13 protein-coding genes and 1 pseudogene are annotated in these 18,929 nt (G+C 73.2%); 12 read left to right on the top strand and 2 right to left on the bottom strand.

The genetic code is table 11. The annotated features are described in order from the left end of the window. Window positions 1–81: 81 nt before the first annotated feature. The 12 genes and pseudogenes from O2W17_RS08135 (at window position 82) to O2W17_RS08080 (ending at window position 16,264) form a co-directional block, all read left to right on the top strand. Entirely contained in the window at window positions 82–702 is a 621-nt protein-coding gene (locus O2W17_RS08135; protein WP_269191894.1) for a hypothetical protein, read from the top strand. A gap of 148 nt (window positions 703–850) precedes the next feature. Next, window positions 851–4,141: pseudogene (gene fdh, locus O2W17_RS08130) on the top strand (formate dehydrogenase). 25 nt (window positions 4,142–4,166) lie between these two features. Beyond that, complete coding sequence (locus tag O2W17_RS08125) at window positions 4,167–5,234, top strand: 4Fe-4S dicluster domain-containing protein (protein WP_269191893.1); 1,068 nt, start codon at window positions 4,167–4,169, stop codon at window positions 5,232–5,234. 2 nt (window positions 5,235–5,236) lie between these two features. Further along, a complete protein-coding gene (gene nrfD, locus O2W17_RS08120) occupies window positions 5,237–6,298 on the top strand; it encodes an NrfD/PsrC family molybdoenzyme membrane anchor subunit (RefSeq protein ID WP_269191892.1) in 1,062 nt (353 codons plus the stop codon). A gap of 287 nt (window positions 6,299–6,585) precedes the next feature. After that, window positions 6,586–7,422: a glycosyltransferase family 2 protein gene (locus O2W17_RS08115; protein ID WP_269191891.1), complete on the top strand. Its 837-nt coding sequence runs from the start codon at window positions 6,586–6,588 to the stop codon at window positions 7,420–7,422. Window positions 7,423–7,506: 84 nt separating this feature from the next. Beyond that, the gene (locus O2W17_RS08110; protein ID WP_269191890.1) at window positions 7,507–8,643 is read left to right on the top strand and encodes a glycosyltransferase family 4 protein; all 1,137 of its coding nucleotides are present in this window, start codon (window positions 7,507–7,509) and stop codon (window positions 8,641–8,643) included. Beyond that, window positions 8,640–9,815, top strand: coding sequence for a glycosyltransferase family 4 protein (locus O2W17_RS08105; RefSeq protein ID WP_269191889.1), 1,176 nt, complete (start codon window positions 8,640–8,642; stop codon window positions 9,813–9,815). The genes O2W17_RS08110 and O2W17_RS08105 overlap by 4 nt, the downstream gene beginning before the upstream one ends. Beyond that, window positions 9,808–11,094, top strand: coding sequence for a lipopolysaccharide biosynthesis protein (locus O2W17_RS08100; RefSeq protein ID WP_269191888.1), 1,287 nt, complete (start codon window positions 9,808–9,810; stop codon window positions 11,092–11,094). Before O2W17_RS08105 ends, O2W17_RS08100 begins: the two co-directional genes overlap by 8 nt. After that, entirely contained in the window at window positions 11,091–12,095 is a 1,005-nt protein-coding gene (locus tag O2W17_RS08095; RefSeq protein WP_269191887.1) for a CgeB family protein, read from the top strand. Before O2W17_RS08100 ends, O2W17_RS08095 begins: the two co-directional genes overlap by 4 nt. Before the next feature lie 52 nt (window positions 12,096–12,147). Continuing rightward, window positions 12,148–13,542, top strand: a complete 1,395-nt coding sequence (locus O2W17_RS08090) for a hypothetical protein (protein ID WP_269191886.1) — start codon at window positions 12,148–12,150, stop codon at window positions 13,540–13,542. Then, window positions 13,539–14,852 (top strand): Wzz/FepE/Etk N-terminal domain-containing protein, encoded by a 1,314-nt coding sequence (locus tag O2W17_RS08085; RefSeq protein WP_269191885.1) that lies wholly within the window; start codon window positions 13,539–13,541, stop codon window positions 14,850–14,852. Before O2W17_RS08090 ends, O2W17_RS08085 begins: the two co-directional genes overlap by 4 nt. A gap of 56 nt (window positions 14,853–14,908) precedes the next feature. Continuing rightward, complete coding sequence (locus O2W17_RS08080) at window positions 14,909–16,264, top strand: glycosyl hydrolase family 28-related protein (protein ID WP_269191884.1); 1,356 nt, start codon at window positions 14,909–14,911, stop codon at window positions 16,262–16,264. A 19-nt stretch (window positions 16,265–16,283) separates the two neighbouring features. Here O2W17_RS08080 and O2W17_RS08075 read toward each other — a convergent pair whose 3' ends face one another. Together O2W17_RS08075 and O2W17_RS08070 are read right to left on the bottom strand one after the other, a co-directional pair. Then, entirely contained in the window at window positions 16,284–17,390 is a 1,107-nt protein-coding gene (locus tag O2W17_RS08075) for a glycosyltransferase (RefSeq protein WP_269191883.1), read from the bottom strand. After that, the gene (locus O2W17_RS08070; RefSeq protein WP_269191882.1) at window positions 17,387–18,682 is read right to left on the bottom strand and encodes a polysaccharide pyruvyl transferase family protein; all 1,296 of its coding nucleotides are present in this window, start codon (window positions 18,680–18,682) and stop codon (window positions 17,387–17,389) included. Before O2W17_RS08070 ends, O2W17_RS08075 begins: the two co-directional genes overlap by 4 nt. Window positions 18,683–18,929 lie beyond the last annotated feature (247 nt).

Genomic DNA, 18,929 nt, shown 5'->3' with positions numbered 1-18,929 from the left:
GGATCCTGCGGGTGTGCGCGCAGGGTCGGTGCTGCCGCGGGATGGACGGGCCACCCCGGGCAGCACCAGGGAGGCAGCACCGTGACCAGCCGCACCGGCACCGCCCTCGCCCGCCAGGGCACCGCCGCCAAGGTCGTGGCCACGCTGGCCGTCGTCGCCGCGGCGGGCGCGGTGGCCGGCCTGGGCACCTTCGGCGGCTTCAGCGCGAGCGAGAGCGTGGACACCGCGGTGGGCACCGGCGTGCTCTCGATCGGCCTGGACGCCGCCGCCGCCGGCACGGCGAGCGTGCCGTTCACCGGCGGGAGGATGCTGCCGGGCGACGTCGCGCGGGTGCCCTTCGACCTGGTGAACGACGGGGACGTGCCGCTCGCGGCGGTCACGTTCAGCTCGGTGGCGCGGAGGTCCAGCCCGCTGGACACCGACCGGGTGAACGGGCTCCAGCTGCGCGTCCAGTCGTGCTCGCAGGACTGGTCCGCAACCGCCGGCGGCTACACCTGCGCCGGCGACGTCACCGACTCCTACGCCGGCCCGATCGTCATGCGGGAGCCGCTCTCCGGGGCGGCCGGCCTGGCCCCGGGCGGGGTCGACCACCTGCTGGCCACCATCACCTTCCCCACGACGGCGGGCGACGAGCTGCGCGGGCGGTCCAGCGCCCTGACGTTCACCTTCACCGCGACCCAGCGGGACGGCGCCGCCCGCTGACCCCGCGACGCCGGCGGGCGGGGACCGGACCCACGGGGGGCCCGGTACCCGCCCGCCGGCGCCGTGCCGGGGTGGACTGACGGGACACGATCAGATCGCGGGCCCCGTCGGCGCGCCGCTCCGCCGTCCGGGTGGCAGAGTGACGCGGGTGAAGACCTGGCTCGAGAGCTGGCCGGTGTACCGGCAGCTGACCGGCTCGGACCCGCTGGGGCGCGGCACCGCCGCCCGCAGCAAGGCGACCGAGGCCGTCGTGTCCCGCACCGCGACCGCCGACCGCGTCGTCAAGAGCGTGTGCCCGTACTGCGCCGTGGGCTGCGCGCAGAACGTGTACGTGAAGGACGAGCAGATCGTCCAGATCGAGGGCGACCCGGACTCGCCGATCAACCGCGGCCGGCTCTGCCCCAAGGGCAGCGCCAGCAAGCAGCTGGTCACCAGCCCGAGCCGCACCACCACGGTCAAGTACCGCCGTCCGTTCGGGACGGAGTGGGAGGACCTGGAGCTCGACACGGCGATGGAGATGATCGCCGACCGCGTGCTGGAGGCCCGCCGCAAGGGCTGGCAGGACGAGGACGCCGGCTACCGCGTCAACCGCACCATGGGGATAGCGAGCCTCGGAGGGGCGACCCTCGACAACGAGGAGAACTACCTCATGAAGAAGCTCTACAGCGCCCTGGGCGCGATCCAGATCGAGAACCAGGCCCGCATATAGCACTCCTCCACGGTGCCCGGTCTGGGCGCCTCGTTCGGTCGTGGCGGTGCCACGAACTTCCTGGAGGACCTCTCGAACGCCGACTGCATCGTCATCGAGGGTTCCAACATGGCCGAGTGCCACCCGGTGGGTTTCCAGTGGGTGATGGAGGCCAAGGCGCGCGGCGCGAAGATCATCCACATCGACCCGCGGTTCACCCGCACCAGCGCGGTGGCCGACCTGCACGTGCCGCTGCGCATCGGCACGGACATCGCGTTCCTGGGCGGGCTGATCCGGTACGTCCTGGACAACGACCTCTACTTCCGCGACTACGTGGTCGCCTACACGAACGCCGCCGCCCTGGTCGGTGAGGACTTCGTCGACGTCGAGGACCTCGACGGCCTGTTCTCCGGGTACGACGCCGAGAACCGGATGTACGACGAGGACAGCTGGGCGTACGAGCCGGCGAACCCGCCGGAGTCCAGCGCCGACGACCCGGCCGAGGCCGCCGAGCAGGAGCAGCTCGACGACGCCCCCGCCGTCCGGGAGTCCGACCAGGCGCAGGCGGCCGGCAGCGGCGGCCCGCCGATCCCGTCCAAGCCCAAGCGGGACGAGACGCTCCAGCACCCGCGGTCGGTCTTCCAGGTGCTCAAGCGGCACTTCGCCCGCTACACGCCGGAGATGGTGTCCGAGGTCTGCGGCATCGAGCCGGCGGTGTTCGAGCAGGTCGCGAAGTGGGTCACCAGCAACAGCGGCCGCGAGCGGACGACGGCGTGGGTCTACTCCGTGGGCTGGACGCAGCACAGCGTCGGCGCGCAGTACATCCGGACGGCGTCGATCCTGCAGACGCTGCTGGGCAACATCGGCCGACCCGGCGGCGGCATCCTGGCGCTGCGCGGGCACGCCAGCATCCAGGGCTCCACCGACGTCCCGACGCTGTTCAACCTGCTGCCCGGCTACCTGCCGATGCCGCACGCGATGCAGCACTCGACGCTGGACGAGTACTGCGCCGACGCCGCCGGCAAGGCCGGGTTCTGGGGCAACAAGCGCGACTACATGGTCAGCCTGCTCAAGGCCTGGTTCGGCGACGCCGCGCAGCCGGAGAACGACTTCGGGTTCGACTGGCTGCCGAAGATCAACGGCGACCACAGCTCCTACCGGACGATCGCCGACATGATCGAGGGGAAGGTCAGCGGCTACTTCCTCGTCGGCGAGAACCCCACGGTCGGGCACCCCAACGGCCGGATGAACCGGTTCGGCCTGGCCAACCTCGACTGGCTGGTCGTCCGCGACCTGCAGATGATCGAGTCGGCGACGTTCTGGAAGGAGGGCCCGGAGCTCGAGACGGGGGAGATGTCCCCCGACACGATCGGCACCGAGGTCTTCTTCATGCCGGCCGCCACGCACGTGGAGAAGGACGGCACCTTCACCCAGACCCAGCGGCTGCTGCAGTGGCGGCACAAGGCGGTCGAGCCGCCGAACGACGCCCGCAGCGACCTGTGGTTCTTCTTCCACCTGGGCCGCATCCTGCGCGAGCGGCTGAAGGACTCCACCGACCCGCGCGACCAGGCGCTGCTGCGGATGACCTGGGACTACCCGCTGCACGGGGAGACCCGGGACCCCGACGCCGACGCCGTGCTGCGCGAGATCAACGGCACCGGCCCCGACGGGCAGCCGCTGTCGTCCTACATGCAGATGAAGGACGACGGCTCCACCTCCGGCGGCTGCTGGATCTACACCGGCGTCTACGCCGACGGGGTCAACCAGGCCGCGCGCCGCAAGCCGGGCTCGGAGCAGGGCACCGTCGCGTCGGAGTGGGGCTGGGCCTGGCCGCTCAACCGGCGCATGCTCTACAACCGCGCCTCGGCCGACCCCGACGGCAAGCCGTGGAGCGAGCGCAAGAAGTACGTCTGGTGGGACGAGGCCGCCGGCGAGTGGACCGGCGTCGACGTCCCCGACTTCGAGAAGAACAAGCGCCCGGACTACGTGCCGCCGGAGGGCGCCCGGGCGCAGGACGCGCTGGCCGGCGACGACCCGTTCGTCATGCAGGGCGACGGGAAGGCCTGGCTGTACGCGCCGGCCGGGCTGGTCGACGGCCCGCTGCCGACGCACTACGAGCCGGTGGAGTCGGTCGTAGAGAACGCGTTCTACGGCACGCAGGCCAGCCCCACGGTGGAGCGGATCGACGGGCCGTGGAACCGGGAGAACCCCTCGCGCAGCGAGGTCTTCCCGTTCCAGGTGACCACCTACCGGCTGACCGAGCACCACACCGCCGGCGCGATGAGCCGCACGCTGCCCTACCTGTCCGAGCTGCAGCCCGAGTTCTTCGTCGAGGTGAGCCCGGAGCTGGCAGCGCTGCGCGGGCTGACGCACAACGACTACGCCACGCTGGTGAGCGCGCGCTCGGCGATCGAGGCGAAGGTCCTGGTCACCGAGCGGGTGCGGCCGATCAAGCTGCGCGACGGCCGGGTCGTGCACCAGATCGGGATGCCGTACCACTGGTCCTACGGCGGGCTCTCCACCGGGGACTCGGCGAACGACCTGCTGGGCATCGCGCTCGACGCGAACACGCACATCCAGGAGGACAAGGTCTCCACCGCCGACATCGTCCCCGGCCGCCGTCCCCGCGGGCCGGAGCTGCTGGAGTTCGTGGAGGCCTACCGGCGCCGCGCCGGCGTGGCGTCCGGCCGCGTGGGCGTGAACGGCCGCGACCCGGTCGAGGCCTCGGCGGGCGAGGGGTCGACCCAGTGACGAGCGACTTCGAGAGCAGGTCGGCATGACCTCCATCAGCTCGGCGAGCCCGGGGCTCGCCGGCAACGACCCGAGCAACCGGCTGTTCGGCCCGCTGCCCGACGTGTCGGCCGACGCCGGCTACGTGGAGGAGCACCCCGCGCGGGTGGGCTTCTTCACCGACACCTCGGTGTGCATCGGCTGCAAGGCGTGCGAGGTGGCCTGCAAGGAGTGGAACACGCTCCCGATGGACGACTCGCACGGCGTGCGCGACGCCATGGGCATGTCGGGCATGAGCTACGACAACACCGGCATGCTCGGCGCCAACTCGTGGCGGCACGTCGCCTTCGTCGAGCAGACCCGCACCGTCGACCTCCCGATGCCGACCTTCGGCCGGCCGGGTGACGACCGGCAGGGCAGCGGCCCGTCGCCGATGACGCCCGGGGACGGCGTCAGCCTGGCCGACGCGCAGCAGAGCAGCGTGCTCAACGCGGAGGCGCTGAGCGAGTTCGACCCGCAGACCGGCCAGTCCGGCGCGGACAAGCAGATCCGCTGGCTGATGTCCTCCGACGTCTGCAAGCACTGCACGCACGCCGGCTGCCTCGACGTCTGCCCGACCGGGGCGCTGTTCCGCACCGAGTTCGGCACCGTCGTCGTGCAGGGCGACATCTGCAACGGCTGCGGCTACTGCGTCCCGGCCTGCCCGTACGGCGTGATCGACCAGCGCAAGGACGACGGCCGGGTCTTCAAGTGCACGATGTGCTACGACCGGCTCACCGACGGGCTGCAGCCGGCCTGCGCCACCGCGTGCCCGACCCAGTCCATCCAGTTCGGGGACCTCGACGAGCTGCAGGCCCGGGCGGACGCGCGGCTGGCGACGCTCAAGGGGCAGGGCGTGGAGACCGCCCGGCTCTACGGTCGCGACGAGAACGACGGCGTCGGCGGCGCCGGGGCGTTCTTCCTGCTGCTCGACGAGCCCGAGGTCTACGGCCTGCCGCCGGACCCGGTGGTGACCACCCGGGACGTGCCGGCGATGTGGAAGGCCGCCGCCCAGGGTGCAGCGTTGATCATCGGCGTGGCGGTCTCGGCCGTCCTCGGCTCACGGAAGCGGTAGCGATGACCGAGGGGATCACCACGCCCGGCGCCGGCTGGCGGCGGGCGGACGGCCCGGGGGAGCGCAAGCCCCCGAAGCGCTACCGCAAGGGCGGTGGCCGGCGCGGCCGCTCGGCCGAGCAGGCGATGGTCGACGACGCCGAGTTCACGTCGTACTACGGGCGGCCGATCATCAAGCCGCCGGTGTGGAAGACCCCCGACGTCCCGCTGTACCTGTTCCTCGGCGGCGCGGCCGGCTCCTCGGCGATCCTTGCCGCGGTGGCCGACCTCACCGACCGGCCGACCCTGACCCGGGTGGGCCGGCTGGTCGCCGGTGGCGGTTCGATCGCCTCCGTCGGGTTCCTGATCCACGACCTCGGCCGGCCCGAGCGGTTCCTGCACATGCTGCGCGTGATCAAGCTGACGTCGCCGCTGTCGGTGGGCACCTACATCCTGTCGCCGTTCAGCGCCGCGGCCGGCGCGACGGCGGCGGTGGAGCTGCTGGACTGGTTCCCGCGGCTGAAGCGCTTCGGCGGGGTGGTCTCGGCGCTGTTCGGCGGGCCGATGGCCACCTACACGGCGGTGCTGCTGGCCAACACGGCCGTCCCGTCGTGGCACGCGCCGTACAAGCAGCTGCCGTTCGTCTTCGCCGGGTCGGCGATGGCCGCCGGTGGCGGGCTGACGATGATCTTCACGCCGGTGGACGAGGCGGGGCCGTCGCGGAAGATGGCGATCGCCGGGGCGACCATCGAGCTGGCCGCGATGCACAAGGTCGAGAACGACCACGGCATCGTCAGCGAGCCGTACCACGAGGGCCGGGCCGGGACGTTGATGCGGGCGGCGAAGACCTGCACCGCCGCGGGGGCCGGGCTGACCGCCGTCGCGGGGCGGACGCGGATCGGGGCGGTGGCGTCGGGCGTGCTGCTGGCCGCCGGGTCGCTGCTCACCCGGTTCGGCGTCTTCGACGCCGGAATGGCCAGTGCCCGCGACCCGAAGTACACCGTCGTGCCGCAGCGCGAGCGCATGGCCGCCCGCGAGGCCGGCCAGCAGGTCGGCCAGGGCGAGGGCCGCTCCGTCACCCGCTGAGCCGGCCGGGGACGAGCAGATCCGTCCCGGCGTCCCCGCCGTCGCACGCCGCGGCTGCGGGGATCGCGGTCACGTCCGGCCGGGCGCCCGGTCCCGGCTCCTCCGGTGGTGGGTGCGCCGCCGGCACCTCGGTGGGCGGGGAACGCCGACCGGTATGGAGCCGGGCAACTTCCCCTTGACCCGCAGTCGTCCAGACCGCAAGGTGCCAAGGGCTGGGGGTGGCGGCGTGCGTCGTGCGCCGTGCCGAGCCGGCGCGCCGGATCGGCCCGAGCGACGGAGCGACTGCCATGACCCGATCGATCTCGATCTGCATCCCCGCCTACAACTCGGCGCGGACGGTCGCCGAGACCCTCGAGTCGGTGCTGGCGCAGGACCTCGACCTCGAGGTCGTCGTGCTCGACAACGCGAGCGAGGACGGCACCGGTGACATCGTGCGTTCCTTCTCCGACCCGCGCATCACGGTGCACCGCAACGAGAGCGTCCTCCCCATCGGGGACAACTGGAACCGGCTCGTGGGCCTGTCCACCGGCAGCCTGGTGAAGATCGTCTGTGCGGACGACCTCATCGCGGCGGGGTCGGTCGCGGCTCAGGCGGACATCCTGGGTGACCCCTCGGTGGCCATCGTGTCCGGCAAGTTCGACGTCGTCGACGAGCAGGGGGCGGTCAAGGAGACGGACCTGGGCCTGCCCGGGCTCTGTGGGCGGGTGGAGCCGCGGGAACTCATGCGCACGATCGTGCGCCGGGGACCGGCCGGCTTCGGTCCGACGGCCGCGGCGATGTTCCGGCGGGCCGACTTCGACCGGGTGGGCGGCATCCGGGGGGACCTGGTCTTCCCCATGGACGTCGACCTGTTCGCGCGTGTGGCCACGTCGGGATGCTTCTACGGGATGCGTGAGCTCGTGGCGTCCTGGCGCGACTCCACCTTCAACCTGTGCGCCACGACCTCGTCCCTGAGCAAGCTGACCGAGACCCTCCGCTTCCACCACCGGATCAGGTCCGACCACCCTCGGTGCGTGACCTGGGCAGACGTCGCCGCCGGCGACGCCCGGCTCTTCCGCGCCGGTCTCGAGCGGGTCTGGATCCGCTCGCGCTCGATCCCGAAGAGGCGCGTCGAGCTGGCGTGAGGTCGATCGGGCACCCGCCCTGGCAGCGTGGCCGTCGCTCCGCACACGTCGGCCGGACGAGCGATCGAGGGGAGGACTGACCTCGTGGCTCTCCGCGGTGCTCGACCGGCAGAGGACGGCTGGGAGGACGGGAGCGCCGCCCCGGCGGCCGCCGACGTCCGGGTCCACATGACCGGGTCGGAGTGGTTCTCGACGACCCCGGGTGGACTGAACCGGTACTTCACGGACCTCTTCCTGGCGCTGCGCGACCTGCCCGGCGTCGCCGTGTCGGCCTCCGCCTTCGGTCGACCGGCCCCGGGCGGCGCGTCGTGGGGCCCGGTCGGGGGCCCGACGTGGCGCCGAGCGCTGGCGGCGTTCACCGAGCAGGCACCCGGACGGGAGCCCCACGTGCTGGACCGGCACTTCTGCCTCTACGGCCGGTCTGCGTCCGGCGCGCGCGGGCGGAACCCGCTGGTCGTCCACTTCCACGGGCCGTGGGCGGCGGAGAGCCGCCTGGCCGGCTCCCGGGGTGCGGCGCTGAAGTACGCCCTGGAGAGGATCCGCTACGCCCGTGCGGATCGGTACGTCGTGCTCTCGCGGCGGTTCGGCGAACTCCTCGTCGAGACCTACCGGGTCCCCGAGCGCCGGGTGCAGGTCATCCCACCGGGGGTGGAGCTCGAGCGGTTCCAGGTGGCCCCGGCTCCCGGGGGACCCCCGACGGTGCTGTGCGTACGACGCCTCGAACGGCGGATGGGCATCGACGTCCTGCTCGACGCGTGGCCCGGTGTGCGAGCCGCGCATCCCGATGCGCGACTGGTGATCGTCGGCACGGGCAGCGAGGAGGCGTCCCTGCGGGAACGGGCCGCACGGCCCGACATCGCGGAAACGGCACGCCTGGTCGGTCGGGTGGACGACGAGACGCTGACCGGCCTCTACTCCCGGGCGGCCGTGACCGTGGTCCCCTCGGTCGCGCTCGAGGGCTTCGGGCTGATCGCCCTGGAGTCGCTGGCAGCCGGGCGCGCCCCGGTCGTGACGGACTGCGGCGGCCTGCCGGACGCCGTGCAGGGCCTGGACCCCTCCCTCGTGGTGCGCCCCGGCGACGGGGCGGCGCTCGCTGAGCGCATCAGCCGCGCCCTGGGCGGCGATGTCCCGGCCCCTCGGCAGTGCCGCGCGCACGCGGAGACGTTCTCCTGGCGCCTCGCCGCGCAACGGCACGCGGAGCTCTACCGGGATCTGCTGTGACCCCGCCGACGAGAGCGCTGTTCGTGCTGCACACCGCGGCGCCGTCCGGAGCAGAGCTCGCCGCTCTGCGGTTGATGCGCGCCCTGGCCGGGCGCGGGACGGTCGAGGTGGCGGCGGCGTACTGCGAGGACGGACCCATGCTCGCCAGGACCCGGGAGGCCGGCATCCCGGCCACCCTCCTCGTCGGCAGGTTCGACAGCCGCGCGATGACGATCCAGACCCGGGACATCCGCCGATTCGCCGCGGGACTGCTCCGCCTCGCCCAGCTGGGCTGGCGACTGGGCGACCTCACCCGTCGCACCGGGGCCTCGGTGCTGGTCGCCGAGAGCACCAAGGCGCTGCTCATGGCCGCCGTCGCCAGCCGCCGTGCGCGTGTCCCGCTGGTCTGGCACGTGCACGACCGGGTCTCCCGGGAGTACTTCGGGCGCTGGCTGGCGATCGCCCTTCGGGTCCTGGGCTGGGTCAGCGGGGCCGGCCTCATCGCGAACAGCCGGTCCACCCTCGACCAGCTGATCACCTGGCGTCGCCCGACCCTGGTCGCCCACCCCGGCGTCGACCGCATCGAGCCCGGGCCGCGGGACCCGCAGCGTCCGCCGGACCGGACCGTCGTCGCGGTGGTCGGGCGATTGACGCCCTGGAAGGGCCAGGACGTCTTCCTGAGGGCGGTGGCCCGGCTCCGGGTCCGCCCCGCCCGGGTACTGCTCGTCGGCGGGACGCTCTTCGGCGAAGAGGCGTACCGGTCCGGACTCCAGGAGCTCGCCGACGAGCTGGGCCTTCCGGTGACCTTCACCGGGCACGTCGAGGACCCGCAGGAGTACATGCGGCAAGCCGACGTCCTGGTGCACTGCTCGGTGCTCGCGGAGCCGTTCGGCCAGGTCGTGGTGGAGGGCATGGCTGCCGGGTGCGCGGTCATCGCGTCGGGGCCAGGAGGTCCGGCGGAGATCGTCGAGCCGGAGGTCAGCGGGCTGCTGGTGGACGGCGGGGACCACCGGCAGCTCACCGCCGCGCTCGACCGGCTCCTCCAGGACCGGAGCCTGCGGGAGCGGCTGGCGCACGGCGGCACGGCGCGGGCCGAGCGGTTCGCGATCGCGGATGCCGCCCGCGACGTCGCCGCCTTCCTGGAACAGGTCGTCGGCGCTCGCACGGGGCGGAGGGGGCGCAGCCATGTCTGACGACGTCACGGCGATCCGGCTGCTCGGCATCGTCCGGGACATCGGTTTCGTCAGCTTCGGCAAGTACGGGCAGTACCTGGTGACGGCCGTGACCGTGCCGCTGGCCGCCCGGTTGCTCGGGACCGAGGGGCTCGGGCTCCTGGCGATCGGGATGTCGGCGTACTTCATCGGCTCGCTGCTCGTCGACCTCGGCATCGCGCAGTTCCTGTCCGCCATGCTGCCGAAGGCGGACGTGAACCAGCTCCGCGGCAACTACCTGGCGATCCGGGCCGGCATCCTGGCCGTGCTCGCCGCCGCCCTGGGTGTGGGTCTGGCCGTCGATGTGGGGCCGGCCGCCACGATGATCCTGCTGGGGCTGGCGGCGGGCGGCCTGTTCGCCATGACCGAGGACTGGGTGCTCATCGGGCAGGGCCGGTTCTTCGCCTCCATGGCCTACCAGGCGGTCGGCCGGGTGGTGTACCTCGTCCTGCTGATCGTCCTGCTCCCGCGGTACCCCAGCGCGGTGGTCGCGCTCCTCTGCCTGCTCGTGTCGGCCCTGCCGATGATCGCCCTGACCTGGAGGGACACGATCCGGCGATTCGGGCGCCCGAAGCGACCGCGCGAGCTGCTGCCGACGCTGCGCATGGGGGCACCGGTGCTCACCTCGCGTCTGCTGATCGCCAGTTACGGGCAGGGCTCAGGGGTGGTGTACGCGTCGGTGCTCGACGCCGCCTCCCTCGGGCTGTTCTCCGCCGGGGACCGGATCGTCCGCGCCCTCCAGTCGTTGCTCGACCCGATCGGTTTCGCGCTGCTGCCCCGGATGGCCCGGATAGCGGACGACGACCGGTTCTGGCGCCGCGCGACGCTCGCGCTCCTGAGCACCGTCGGCGTCGCGACCGCGGTCACGGCGGTGCTCTGGGCGGCGGCGCCGCTCCTGATCGCGGTCGTCTTCGGCGACCAGTTCACGGAGTCGGTGGCGCTGCTGCGGGTCGAGGCCCTGATCCTGCCGGCGACGGCGGTGACCTCGTTCGTCATCACGGCCGTCCTGACCGTCCGCCGGGACACGACCGGCGTGCTCGTGGGCGGGATCATCGGCACCTCGCTCGCGGCCGGCTGGCTGGTCGTCGCCGCGATGACGCACTCGGTCTGGACGCTGGTGTGGGGCACGGTCTGCAGCGAGGTGGGCGTCGCGGCCTGGTACGCGTACCGCATGCGCCGGCTCGTGCTGCGTGAACGGCGCACGGCCCGGGCGCGGGCCTCGGCCGCGGTGGTCCCCTCCGAGGAGAGGAGTCCGCTGTGAAGGTCCTGTTCGTGGGCAACGACTGGGTCGGCAGCAATGCCCGGTCCCTGGCGGACGGTTTCCGCGCGGCCGGGCACGACGTCGTCGTCGTCGACTCCACCCGGGTCACCCTGCCGGCCCGGCTCTCCCCGCCGTGGGTCTACTCGAAGATCACCGGGGAGCGCGCTCCCTGGGACGTCGAGGTGGTGCACCGGCGGATCGAACGCGCCGCCGCAGCGCTCCGGCCGGACCTGCTCCTGGCATTCAACGCCGCCCACCTGGACCAGCCGCGGCTGCTCGGGGTGCGCGCAGGGCTGCACGTGCACTACAGCCCGGACGACGTCTCGAACCCCGTCAACACCTCGCCCGCGTATCTCGAGCACGAGCGCGCGTGGGACCTGGTCGTGACGACGAAGCGGCACAACGTCCCCGAGCTGCTCGGGAGAGGGGTGCGGGCGGCGACGTTCGTGCTCAGCGCCTACGACCCCGCCTGGCACCGGCCCGTGGCCCGCCGCGATCCCCGGCAGTACCTCGTCGGCTTCATCGGTGCCTGCAGGCCGGACCGGCGGGTGTCGACGACGGCGCTGGCCCGGCGCTACGGCGCGGAGATGCTCGTTCGCGGCCCGGGTTGGCGGAGGGTCCCCCAACTGCACCGGACCGGCGCCACGGTCGGTGGTCCGGTCTACGGCGAGCACTTCTCGGCCGTGGTCGCGCAGGTGACCGCGAACCTCGTCCTCCTCAACTCGGACAACCGCGACACGCACACCTGCCGCACCTTCGAGGTGCCCGCTGCGGGCGGCCTGTTCGTCGGCGAGCGCACCGACGAGCACGAGTCGCTGCTCGAGGACGGTGCCGAGTGCTTCCTGTTCTCCGGAGCCGACGAGTTGCACGACATCCTGCGGCGCTGCGAGCAGGACCCCGACGGGGCGCGCACGGTCGCCGCGCTCGGTCACCGCCGGATCACCGGCGGCGGTCACACGTACGCGGATCGGGCCCGGGAGATCGTCTCGGCCCTCAGGTGAGGGCGATGCGGGTTACCCTTCGCCCCCCGATCAGCGGGAAGGACGTCATGGCGTGTCCGCGGCACTGATCACGATCGGCGGCGCCTTCGCGGCCCTGGCGACGATCGTCGTCGCCGCGCTGGCCGTCCGCGGGGTCGCCCGGGTGCTCCTCCTCGGCCAGGTCGCCTACTGGACGCTCTCGTACGTCGCCCGGCCGCTCGTGCTGCTGTGGGTCCAACCCCAACCCCGCTTCGGGGACGACCTCGCCGACGAGCGGCTCGCGCTCATCGGCTATCCCCACGGGATCACCGAGGTGCTGAGGCCGGTCGTCTTCGGCCTGTGGGTCTACGCCGCGATCGTGGTGGCGTACGCCCTGTGGGCGCGGAGGAGGCCGGACCCGCCCCCCGCGCGGACCGATCCCGACCTCATCAACACCCTGCTGGCGATCTACGTGATCGGCGGCCTCGCCCGGGCTGCGGCCCTGCTCACCGGGCAGCAGGCGTCCGCGGGCGAGGTCGAGAGCGCGAACCCGGTCCTCACCCTGGTCTCCGGGCTGGCCGGCGTCGGCGCCCTCGGCCTGATCCTGTTCCTGCGCCTCGCCGGGCCCCGGACGACCGCGGTGGCACTGGGCTGCCTGCTGGTGGTGGAGCTCGCATGGGCGATCGCGGTCGAGTCCAAGAGCCCGATCATCGCTGCCGCGCTGGCCCTCGCGATCCGCTTCGCGCTGCTCGGCTGGACGCTGCGGAGGACGCTCGTCGCGGTCGGTCTGGCCGTCGTGGGGCTGGCCGGATTCGGGTGGCTGCAGTCCTTCAAGCTGACGGACGAGGCGAAGGCGGCGGCGGCGGTGACCGAGGCGCAGTACCCGACCGTGGTGCACCCGTTCCTCAGCGTCCTGCGCCGGTTCGATCTGCTGCAGGCGGCCACGGACGCCTATTACCTGGGCGGCCGGCCGTGGCTGACCCTCGACGAGGTCCTCACCGCGGGGGTGCAGAGCCTGGTGCCCTCCCAGTTGCTCGGCGCGGACAAGTTGCAGTCCGGGACCGCGTGGGCGAGCCAGGTCCGCGGGAGCTCCGTCGACATGACCACCGTCTCGGTATCGCTCGCCGAGGGCGGCATCACCGAGGGCTACGTGCTCGGCGGGACGGTCGGCATCGTCCTGGTCGCGTTGTTCACCTTCACCCTGCTGGTGCTCGCCGCACGTGCACTGCACGCCCGGCACGTCCTGGTGATCGTGCTGGGTGTTCTCGTGGCCACGTCGCCGATCCTCGACGAACGCGGGTTCCTCGGCAGCATGGAGGTCATCGGGAAGGGCCTCCAGCTGGCCGTGGCGGTCTGGGCGGTCGACCTCGCCCTCCGGACGCTCCGGCAGTCCTCGCCGCGTCCTGCGCCGCGGACGTCACCACGAACCACCCCCGACAGCCGGGACACCGGCGTGGGCCTGCCCGAGACGATGGGAACGATGAGATGACACCGATCGAGTTCCTCCGCCTGGTGCGGCGTCGCTGGGTGGTCGCCGTGGCGGTCCTGGCGGTCTGCGTCGCGGGCGCGGTCGCGTACGCGGTCACCGCGCCGACCACCTACGCCGCCACGTCGACCCTGTACGTCTCGATGGCCACGGGGACGTCGGTGAACGACTCGTTCCAGGGCGGCATGGCCGCCCAGCAGCGGGTGACCACCTATTCGCACCTCGCCGGCGGACCGGTCGTGGCAGAGCGGGTGATCGACGAGCTGGGGCTGGACACCACCCCCGGGGCCCTCGCGTCCCGGGTCTCGGTGACGTTCCCGCCGGCCACGGCGCTGCTGGAGATCACCGCCACCGACCCGACGCCCGAGGGGGCGAGGCTCCTCGCCGACGCCTTCGCGTCGCAGTTCGGCGAGATGGTCGGCCAGATGGAGACGACCGTGGTCGGCGCGGCGCCCGCCGCGCAGGCGACCGTCATCGAGCCGGCCGAGCGGCCGACGTCCCCGGTCGGCCGGCCGGCGATGCAGATCCTGGCCCTCGGGACCGTCCTGGGACTCGTGCTCGGCGTGCTGGCCGCCTTCGTGCGGGACCGGCTGGACCAGCGCGTCCGGAGGCCGGAGCAGCTCGGGGATGCGTGCTCCGCGCCGGTGCTCGCCGTCGGCGCCGGCGAGCCGGAGGCGACGCGCGCCTACGCGCGGCTGCGCCGGGTCGTGACCGGAGGGGCAGGCCGGACCAGCCCGACGACCCTGGTGGTCACGAGCATCTCCGGCCGGTCGCAACCGTGGGTGGGCCTGCGGCTCGCGAGGTCGCTCGACGCGGCCGGCACGAAGGCCGTGCTCGTGGACGCCGACACGTCCGCGCACGGGCCCTCCGCGGTCCTGGGCCTCCTCGGCGTGCCCGGTGCCGCGGACTGGCTGGCCGGGCGGACGACCCGGTTCGAGGACGTCGTGCGGCAGACGGAGGACGGCTGCGCGTTCGTGCCGCTGGGTGTCACCGACGACCGGACCGTCGAGCTGCTGGACTCCGAGCGGAGCACGGCACTCCTGGAGCGACTGGGTGAGCAGTACGACCACATCGTGGTCGCGGCGGCCCCGGCCGACGCCGCGACGTTGGCCGCGTCGTGGAAGTGCGCAGGCGCCGTGGTCGTCGGCGAGATCGGTACGACCACCGTTCGCGCCGCGCGGGACGCAGCGGAGGCGTTCGCGGTCGCCGACGTCCCCGTCGTCGCCACGGTCGCCCTGGCCCCGGTCACCCGGTCCGCTCGTCATGCGAACCGGCGGACCGGGCGCTCGGAGCTCGAGGGCGGGCCGAGCTGAACCGCGAGATCCACCCGTCGTCCCTGTCCGATGATCCGCTGAGCACCGGGGTGAGCATGTCCGACAGCGTGTCCCGGCGCCGGCTGCTCGGCGTCACCCTGGCCGCCGCCGCGGGGCTCCCGGTCGCGGCGGCCTGTACCTCGCGCGGCACGGGAGCGGCCGGTGACTCGGCGGAGGCGCTCGACGTCCTGCCGTCCGCGACGAACGTGCGGGACCTCGGTGCGGTCGGCGACGGCGTGGCGGACGACACCGCGGCGATCGCGGAGGCCTACGCCGGCGCGGAGGGGCCCGTCGTGCTCTACCTCCCGGCCGGCAAGTACCTGGTCTCGGCCTGGCCGGCGCTGCCCGATTACTCGGTCGTCATCGGCGAGGGCGGGGACGCGACCACGATCATCCACCAGGGGTCCGGCGCCCTCTTCGCACTCGAGGGCAGGCACCGGGTGGCGTTCCGGCGGTTCGGCGTCCACGTGACCCGGCCGGGTGGCTCGGCCGTCTCGCTGTCCGCGTGCTTCCGGTGCTCGTTCGACTCGGTGGTGCTCCGCGGGAGCCACCTCTCCGAGAACTTCCCGCAGTTCGCGGATCAGCAGGGGGTGATCCTGTCGGACAACACGGGAGGGACCACCTTCGTCAACTGCGACATCAACAACTTCGGCACGGGTCTCGTGACGTCCTGCATCCAGAACTACGTGACCGCCTCGAAGTTCACGAACAACTACGTCGGCGTCCTCGGGACGGGGGGCGACTACAACGCCGGACTGTCGATCGTGAACTCGGAGTTCGTGTCGGACAACGACCCGGACACGACGAGCACGCACGTCCGGATCGACGGGCCGGCGAACGACTGGTGGATCACGAACGTCTGGTTCGAGGGCGCCGACGTGGCGATCTCGGCGGGTGATCCCGGCCGTGGCGGCCCGGCCCAGTTCGGTCTGGTCAACTGCAAGGTGGCCGCCCGCTCCACGTGCGTCGAGCTCCTGCACTGCCGCCAGCCGTATCTCGCCAACGTCCTCTTCGACCCCGACCTCGACTCGCCGCCGACGCCCCTCCGGATCGATCCGCAGTACTGCGCCGAGGGCACCGCCGTCAACCTCGTCTCCGGCTTCGCCGACGACATCGACCTGGAAGCGTTCCCGCCCGGGTGGAGCGTGACCGCCCGCGGCGTCATCTCGGGGGCGGCGCACGTCGGTCCGCTGTCTCTGCGGGCCGGTCCGCGCGGCGGCGACCTCCTGGAGGCCAGGGACGCGACAGGATCGGTGGTGTCCGCGGTCCTGCCGACCGGGGCGTTCCTCTCCGACCGGCCGGAGGGCGGGGTGGTGCTCAGGGACGAGGCAGGCGGTTACTGGCGCCTCTCGGTCGGCCGCGACGGGGCCCTGCGCACCACCGCGCTGGGCGACGTCCGCCCTCTGGCGTGACGACCGATCCGGGCAGCAGTCAGCCCAGCACGCCGTCCACGACCTCCTGCATGCGCCGCCGGAAGATCGGGCGGGAGAAGCCCTCGGCGTGCCTGCGGATGCGGACGCGGTCGTAGTCCGCGTCCTCGAACTCGGACAGCGCGGTCGCGAAGCTCTCGACCACCGACTCGTCCGAGGCGGAGGCCGCCACGAACTGCCCGGTGACGCCGGGGAGGACGGTGTCCAGCACGCCACCCGCGCCGAGCGCGATGACCGGGGTACCGCACGCCATCGCTTCGACGGGGACGATGCCGAAGTCCTCGACACCTGGCATCAGCAGGGCCCGTGCTCTTCGCTGCAGGTCGAGCAGGTCCGCGTGGGGCACCCGCCCGGCGAAGCGGACCGTCGGGCCGGCCAGCTTCCGGCACAGATCGGCGCTGCGCCCGTCCCCGACCACGACCAGCGGTGCGCCGGCCAGGTTCGCCGCCCTGATCGCCACATCCGGTCGCTTGTAGGGCACGAGCCGGCCCGCCAGGAGGAAGAAATCCTCCCGAGGCAGGCCCGGGTCAGGGGTGAACGCCTCCGTGTCCACCGGCGGGTGGACGACGACGGCGTCCCGGTCCCACCACCGCCGGATGCGGTCCGCGACCGCTGTCGAGTTCGCCACGATCGCGGTGAGCCGGGGAGCCGCGGCGAGTTCGTCCCGCCGCGCGGCGGAGGCGAGCGCCCGCAGGGCGGAGGCACCCAGCCGCCCGCCGCCCTCTCCGGAGCGCATCGAGGTCTCCCACGCCCACCGCGCCGGGCTGTGGACGTAGGCGACCGTGGGCGCCGAGGTCGCGAAGGCCGCCTGCGTGGCGAAGGCGTGGTGGCTGATGACGACGACATCGGCCCCGTCCAACCTCATCCCGCGGAACGCGCTCGGCATGAGCGGGGTCAGCGGTGCGTACGTCCTGCGCCCGAGGAGCCGGTAGAGGTGGTCCAACCAGGTGGTCTCCGGTGGGTTCAGCCCGGCGGGGACACCGGACGGGCGTGCCAGCGCCACGTGGACCGGCGCGGCCGGCCACTGGACGGAGAGCTGCTCGACGACGTGCTCGGAACCGGCGACCTCGGTGAACCGCTCGTGCACCAGGGTGATGTTCGGCGTCACGCCGCTCCTCCCTCCAGCAACGTGGCCGCCTGGTCGAACGCCGCGCGGCTGAGCCCGACCTGGTGCGACGCGCTCTCCAGGAGAGCGGCCCGCTGATCCGGTGCCGCACGCCACCGTCCGGACACTGCCCCGAGGAGCCGTTCCGCCACGCTGTCGTCGTCGGCCGCGAGGCGGACGAGGTCGAGACCGCAGCCGAACATGTCGGCCAGGCCCTCGAACTTGTCGTCGTAGTACTGCGAGCTCGAGAGGGCGACGACCGGGATCCCCTGCGACATCGCGAAGACCGCGGCGTGGTAGGCGCCGGTGACCATCACCCGGCACTCCCCGACCCGCCGGATCAGCTCGCGTGCGGGAGCGAAGCGGCCGGGGGGCGGTAGGACGTCGAGCGCCTCCTCGACCAGGGGCAGCGTCGCCCTCCGGTCCTCGGCGCCGTGCTCGGAGACGATGACGGGAGCGAGCGCGGCCCGGTGCTCGCGCGCGGCCGCCCGCAGCCCCCGACCGACCGCGGCGCGCGTCGCAGACCCGACGGGTGAGTAGTCCGCTATGCGGAGACAGACGCCGATCGCTGCGCCGAGCCGGTCCGGGCGCAGCCCGTACCCCAGCTCCACGGCGTCGTCACCGGTGACCACGATGCGGTCGTCCCGGACCCCGAGCCCGCGGAGCACGGCGGGACCTCGCAGCCCCTCGCGGAGGGCGATCAGCCCGACGGCCGGCAGGACCCGGGCTGCCCGCTCCCGGAGATCGCCGTCCTCCAACGGGCCGATCCCCTGCCCCAGCATCGCGGTGGGGATGCGCCGCGCGGTCGCGTACTCGAGGAGGTCGAGCGTGCGGGCGGTCTGCGAGCGGTCGACGTCCGTGAGGTATCCGCCGCCGATGGCGATGACACCGGACGCCTCGGCCAGCGCGTCGGGCAAGGTGCCACCGTCGCGGTGCAGGACGCGCTCCGCCCGAGGCGGCGGGGGCGACGAACCGCGGTGGATGCGGGCGGTGCGGGCGACGACGGCGTCCCAGCCGTTCAGCACCGGGCCGGTGCGTGACGGGCCCAGCCGGTCCAGCAGGTCGGCCACCCCGGGGAGCCCGACCGGGCCACGGCCGTTCCAGGCGCCGCCGCGCTCGTACCAGATCGGTTCCGCCGCCGGTTCGTAGGCCTGGAGCAGCCGGGGCGCCGACGTGAGGACGCCGATGCGCGCCCCGGGCCAGCGTTCGGTGCACCGCCCGACCGACACGTCCAGCATGGCCTGGTCGCCCTTGTTGTTGAGCCAGTACTCGCCGTTCTCCACGAGAACTCGCATCGGTGGGTCCTCCCCTCCCGCGGGTGGCGGCGGACACGGCACACCGCCCGCGAGTCGTGACCAGCCCGGGGTCACGGCGGCGCGGCCCGATCGAGGCCGAAGAGCCCATCGGCGACCGTGCGTCCCCCCGCGTCGGCTGTCGGAAGGTACCGCGGCACGCACCGGGCCCGGCGGGTATCGCCCCCCGCGAGGCGTCCGCGGGGGCCTGCGTCACCGAGCCCGCACGCCTCGTGGGGGCGCGCTGGGG

The sequence above is a fragment of the Blastococcus sp. VKM Ac-2987 genome (assembly GCF_026967805.1).
GTDB lineage: Bacteria > Actinomycetota > Actinomycetes > Mycobacteriales > Geodermatophilaceae > Blastococcus.
The sequence above is the reverse complement of the archived record's forward strand: the minus strand, read 5'-3'. Positions and strand labels throughout refer to the sequence as shown.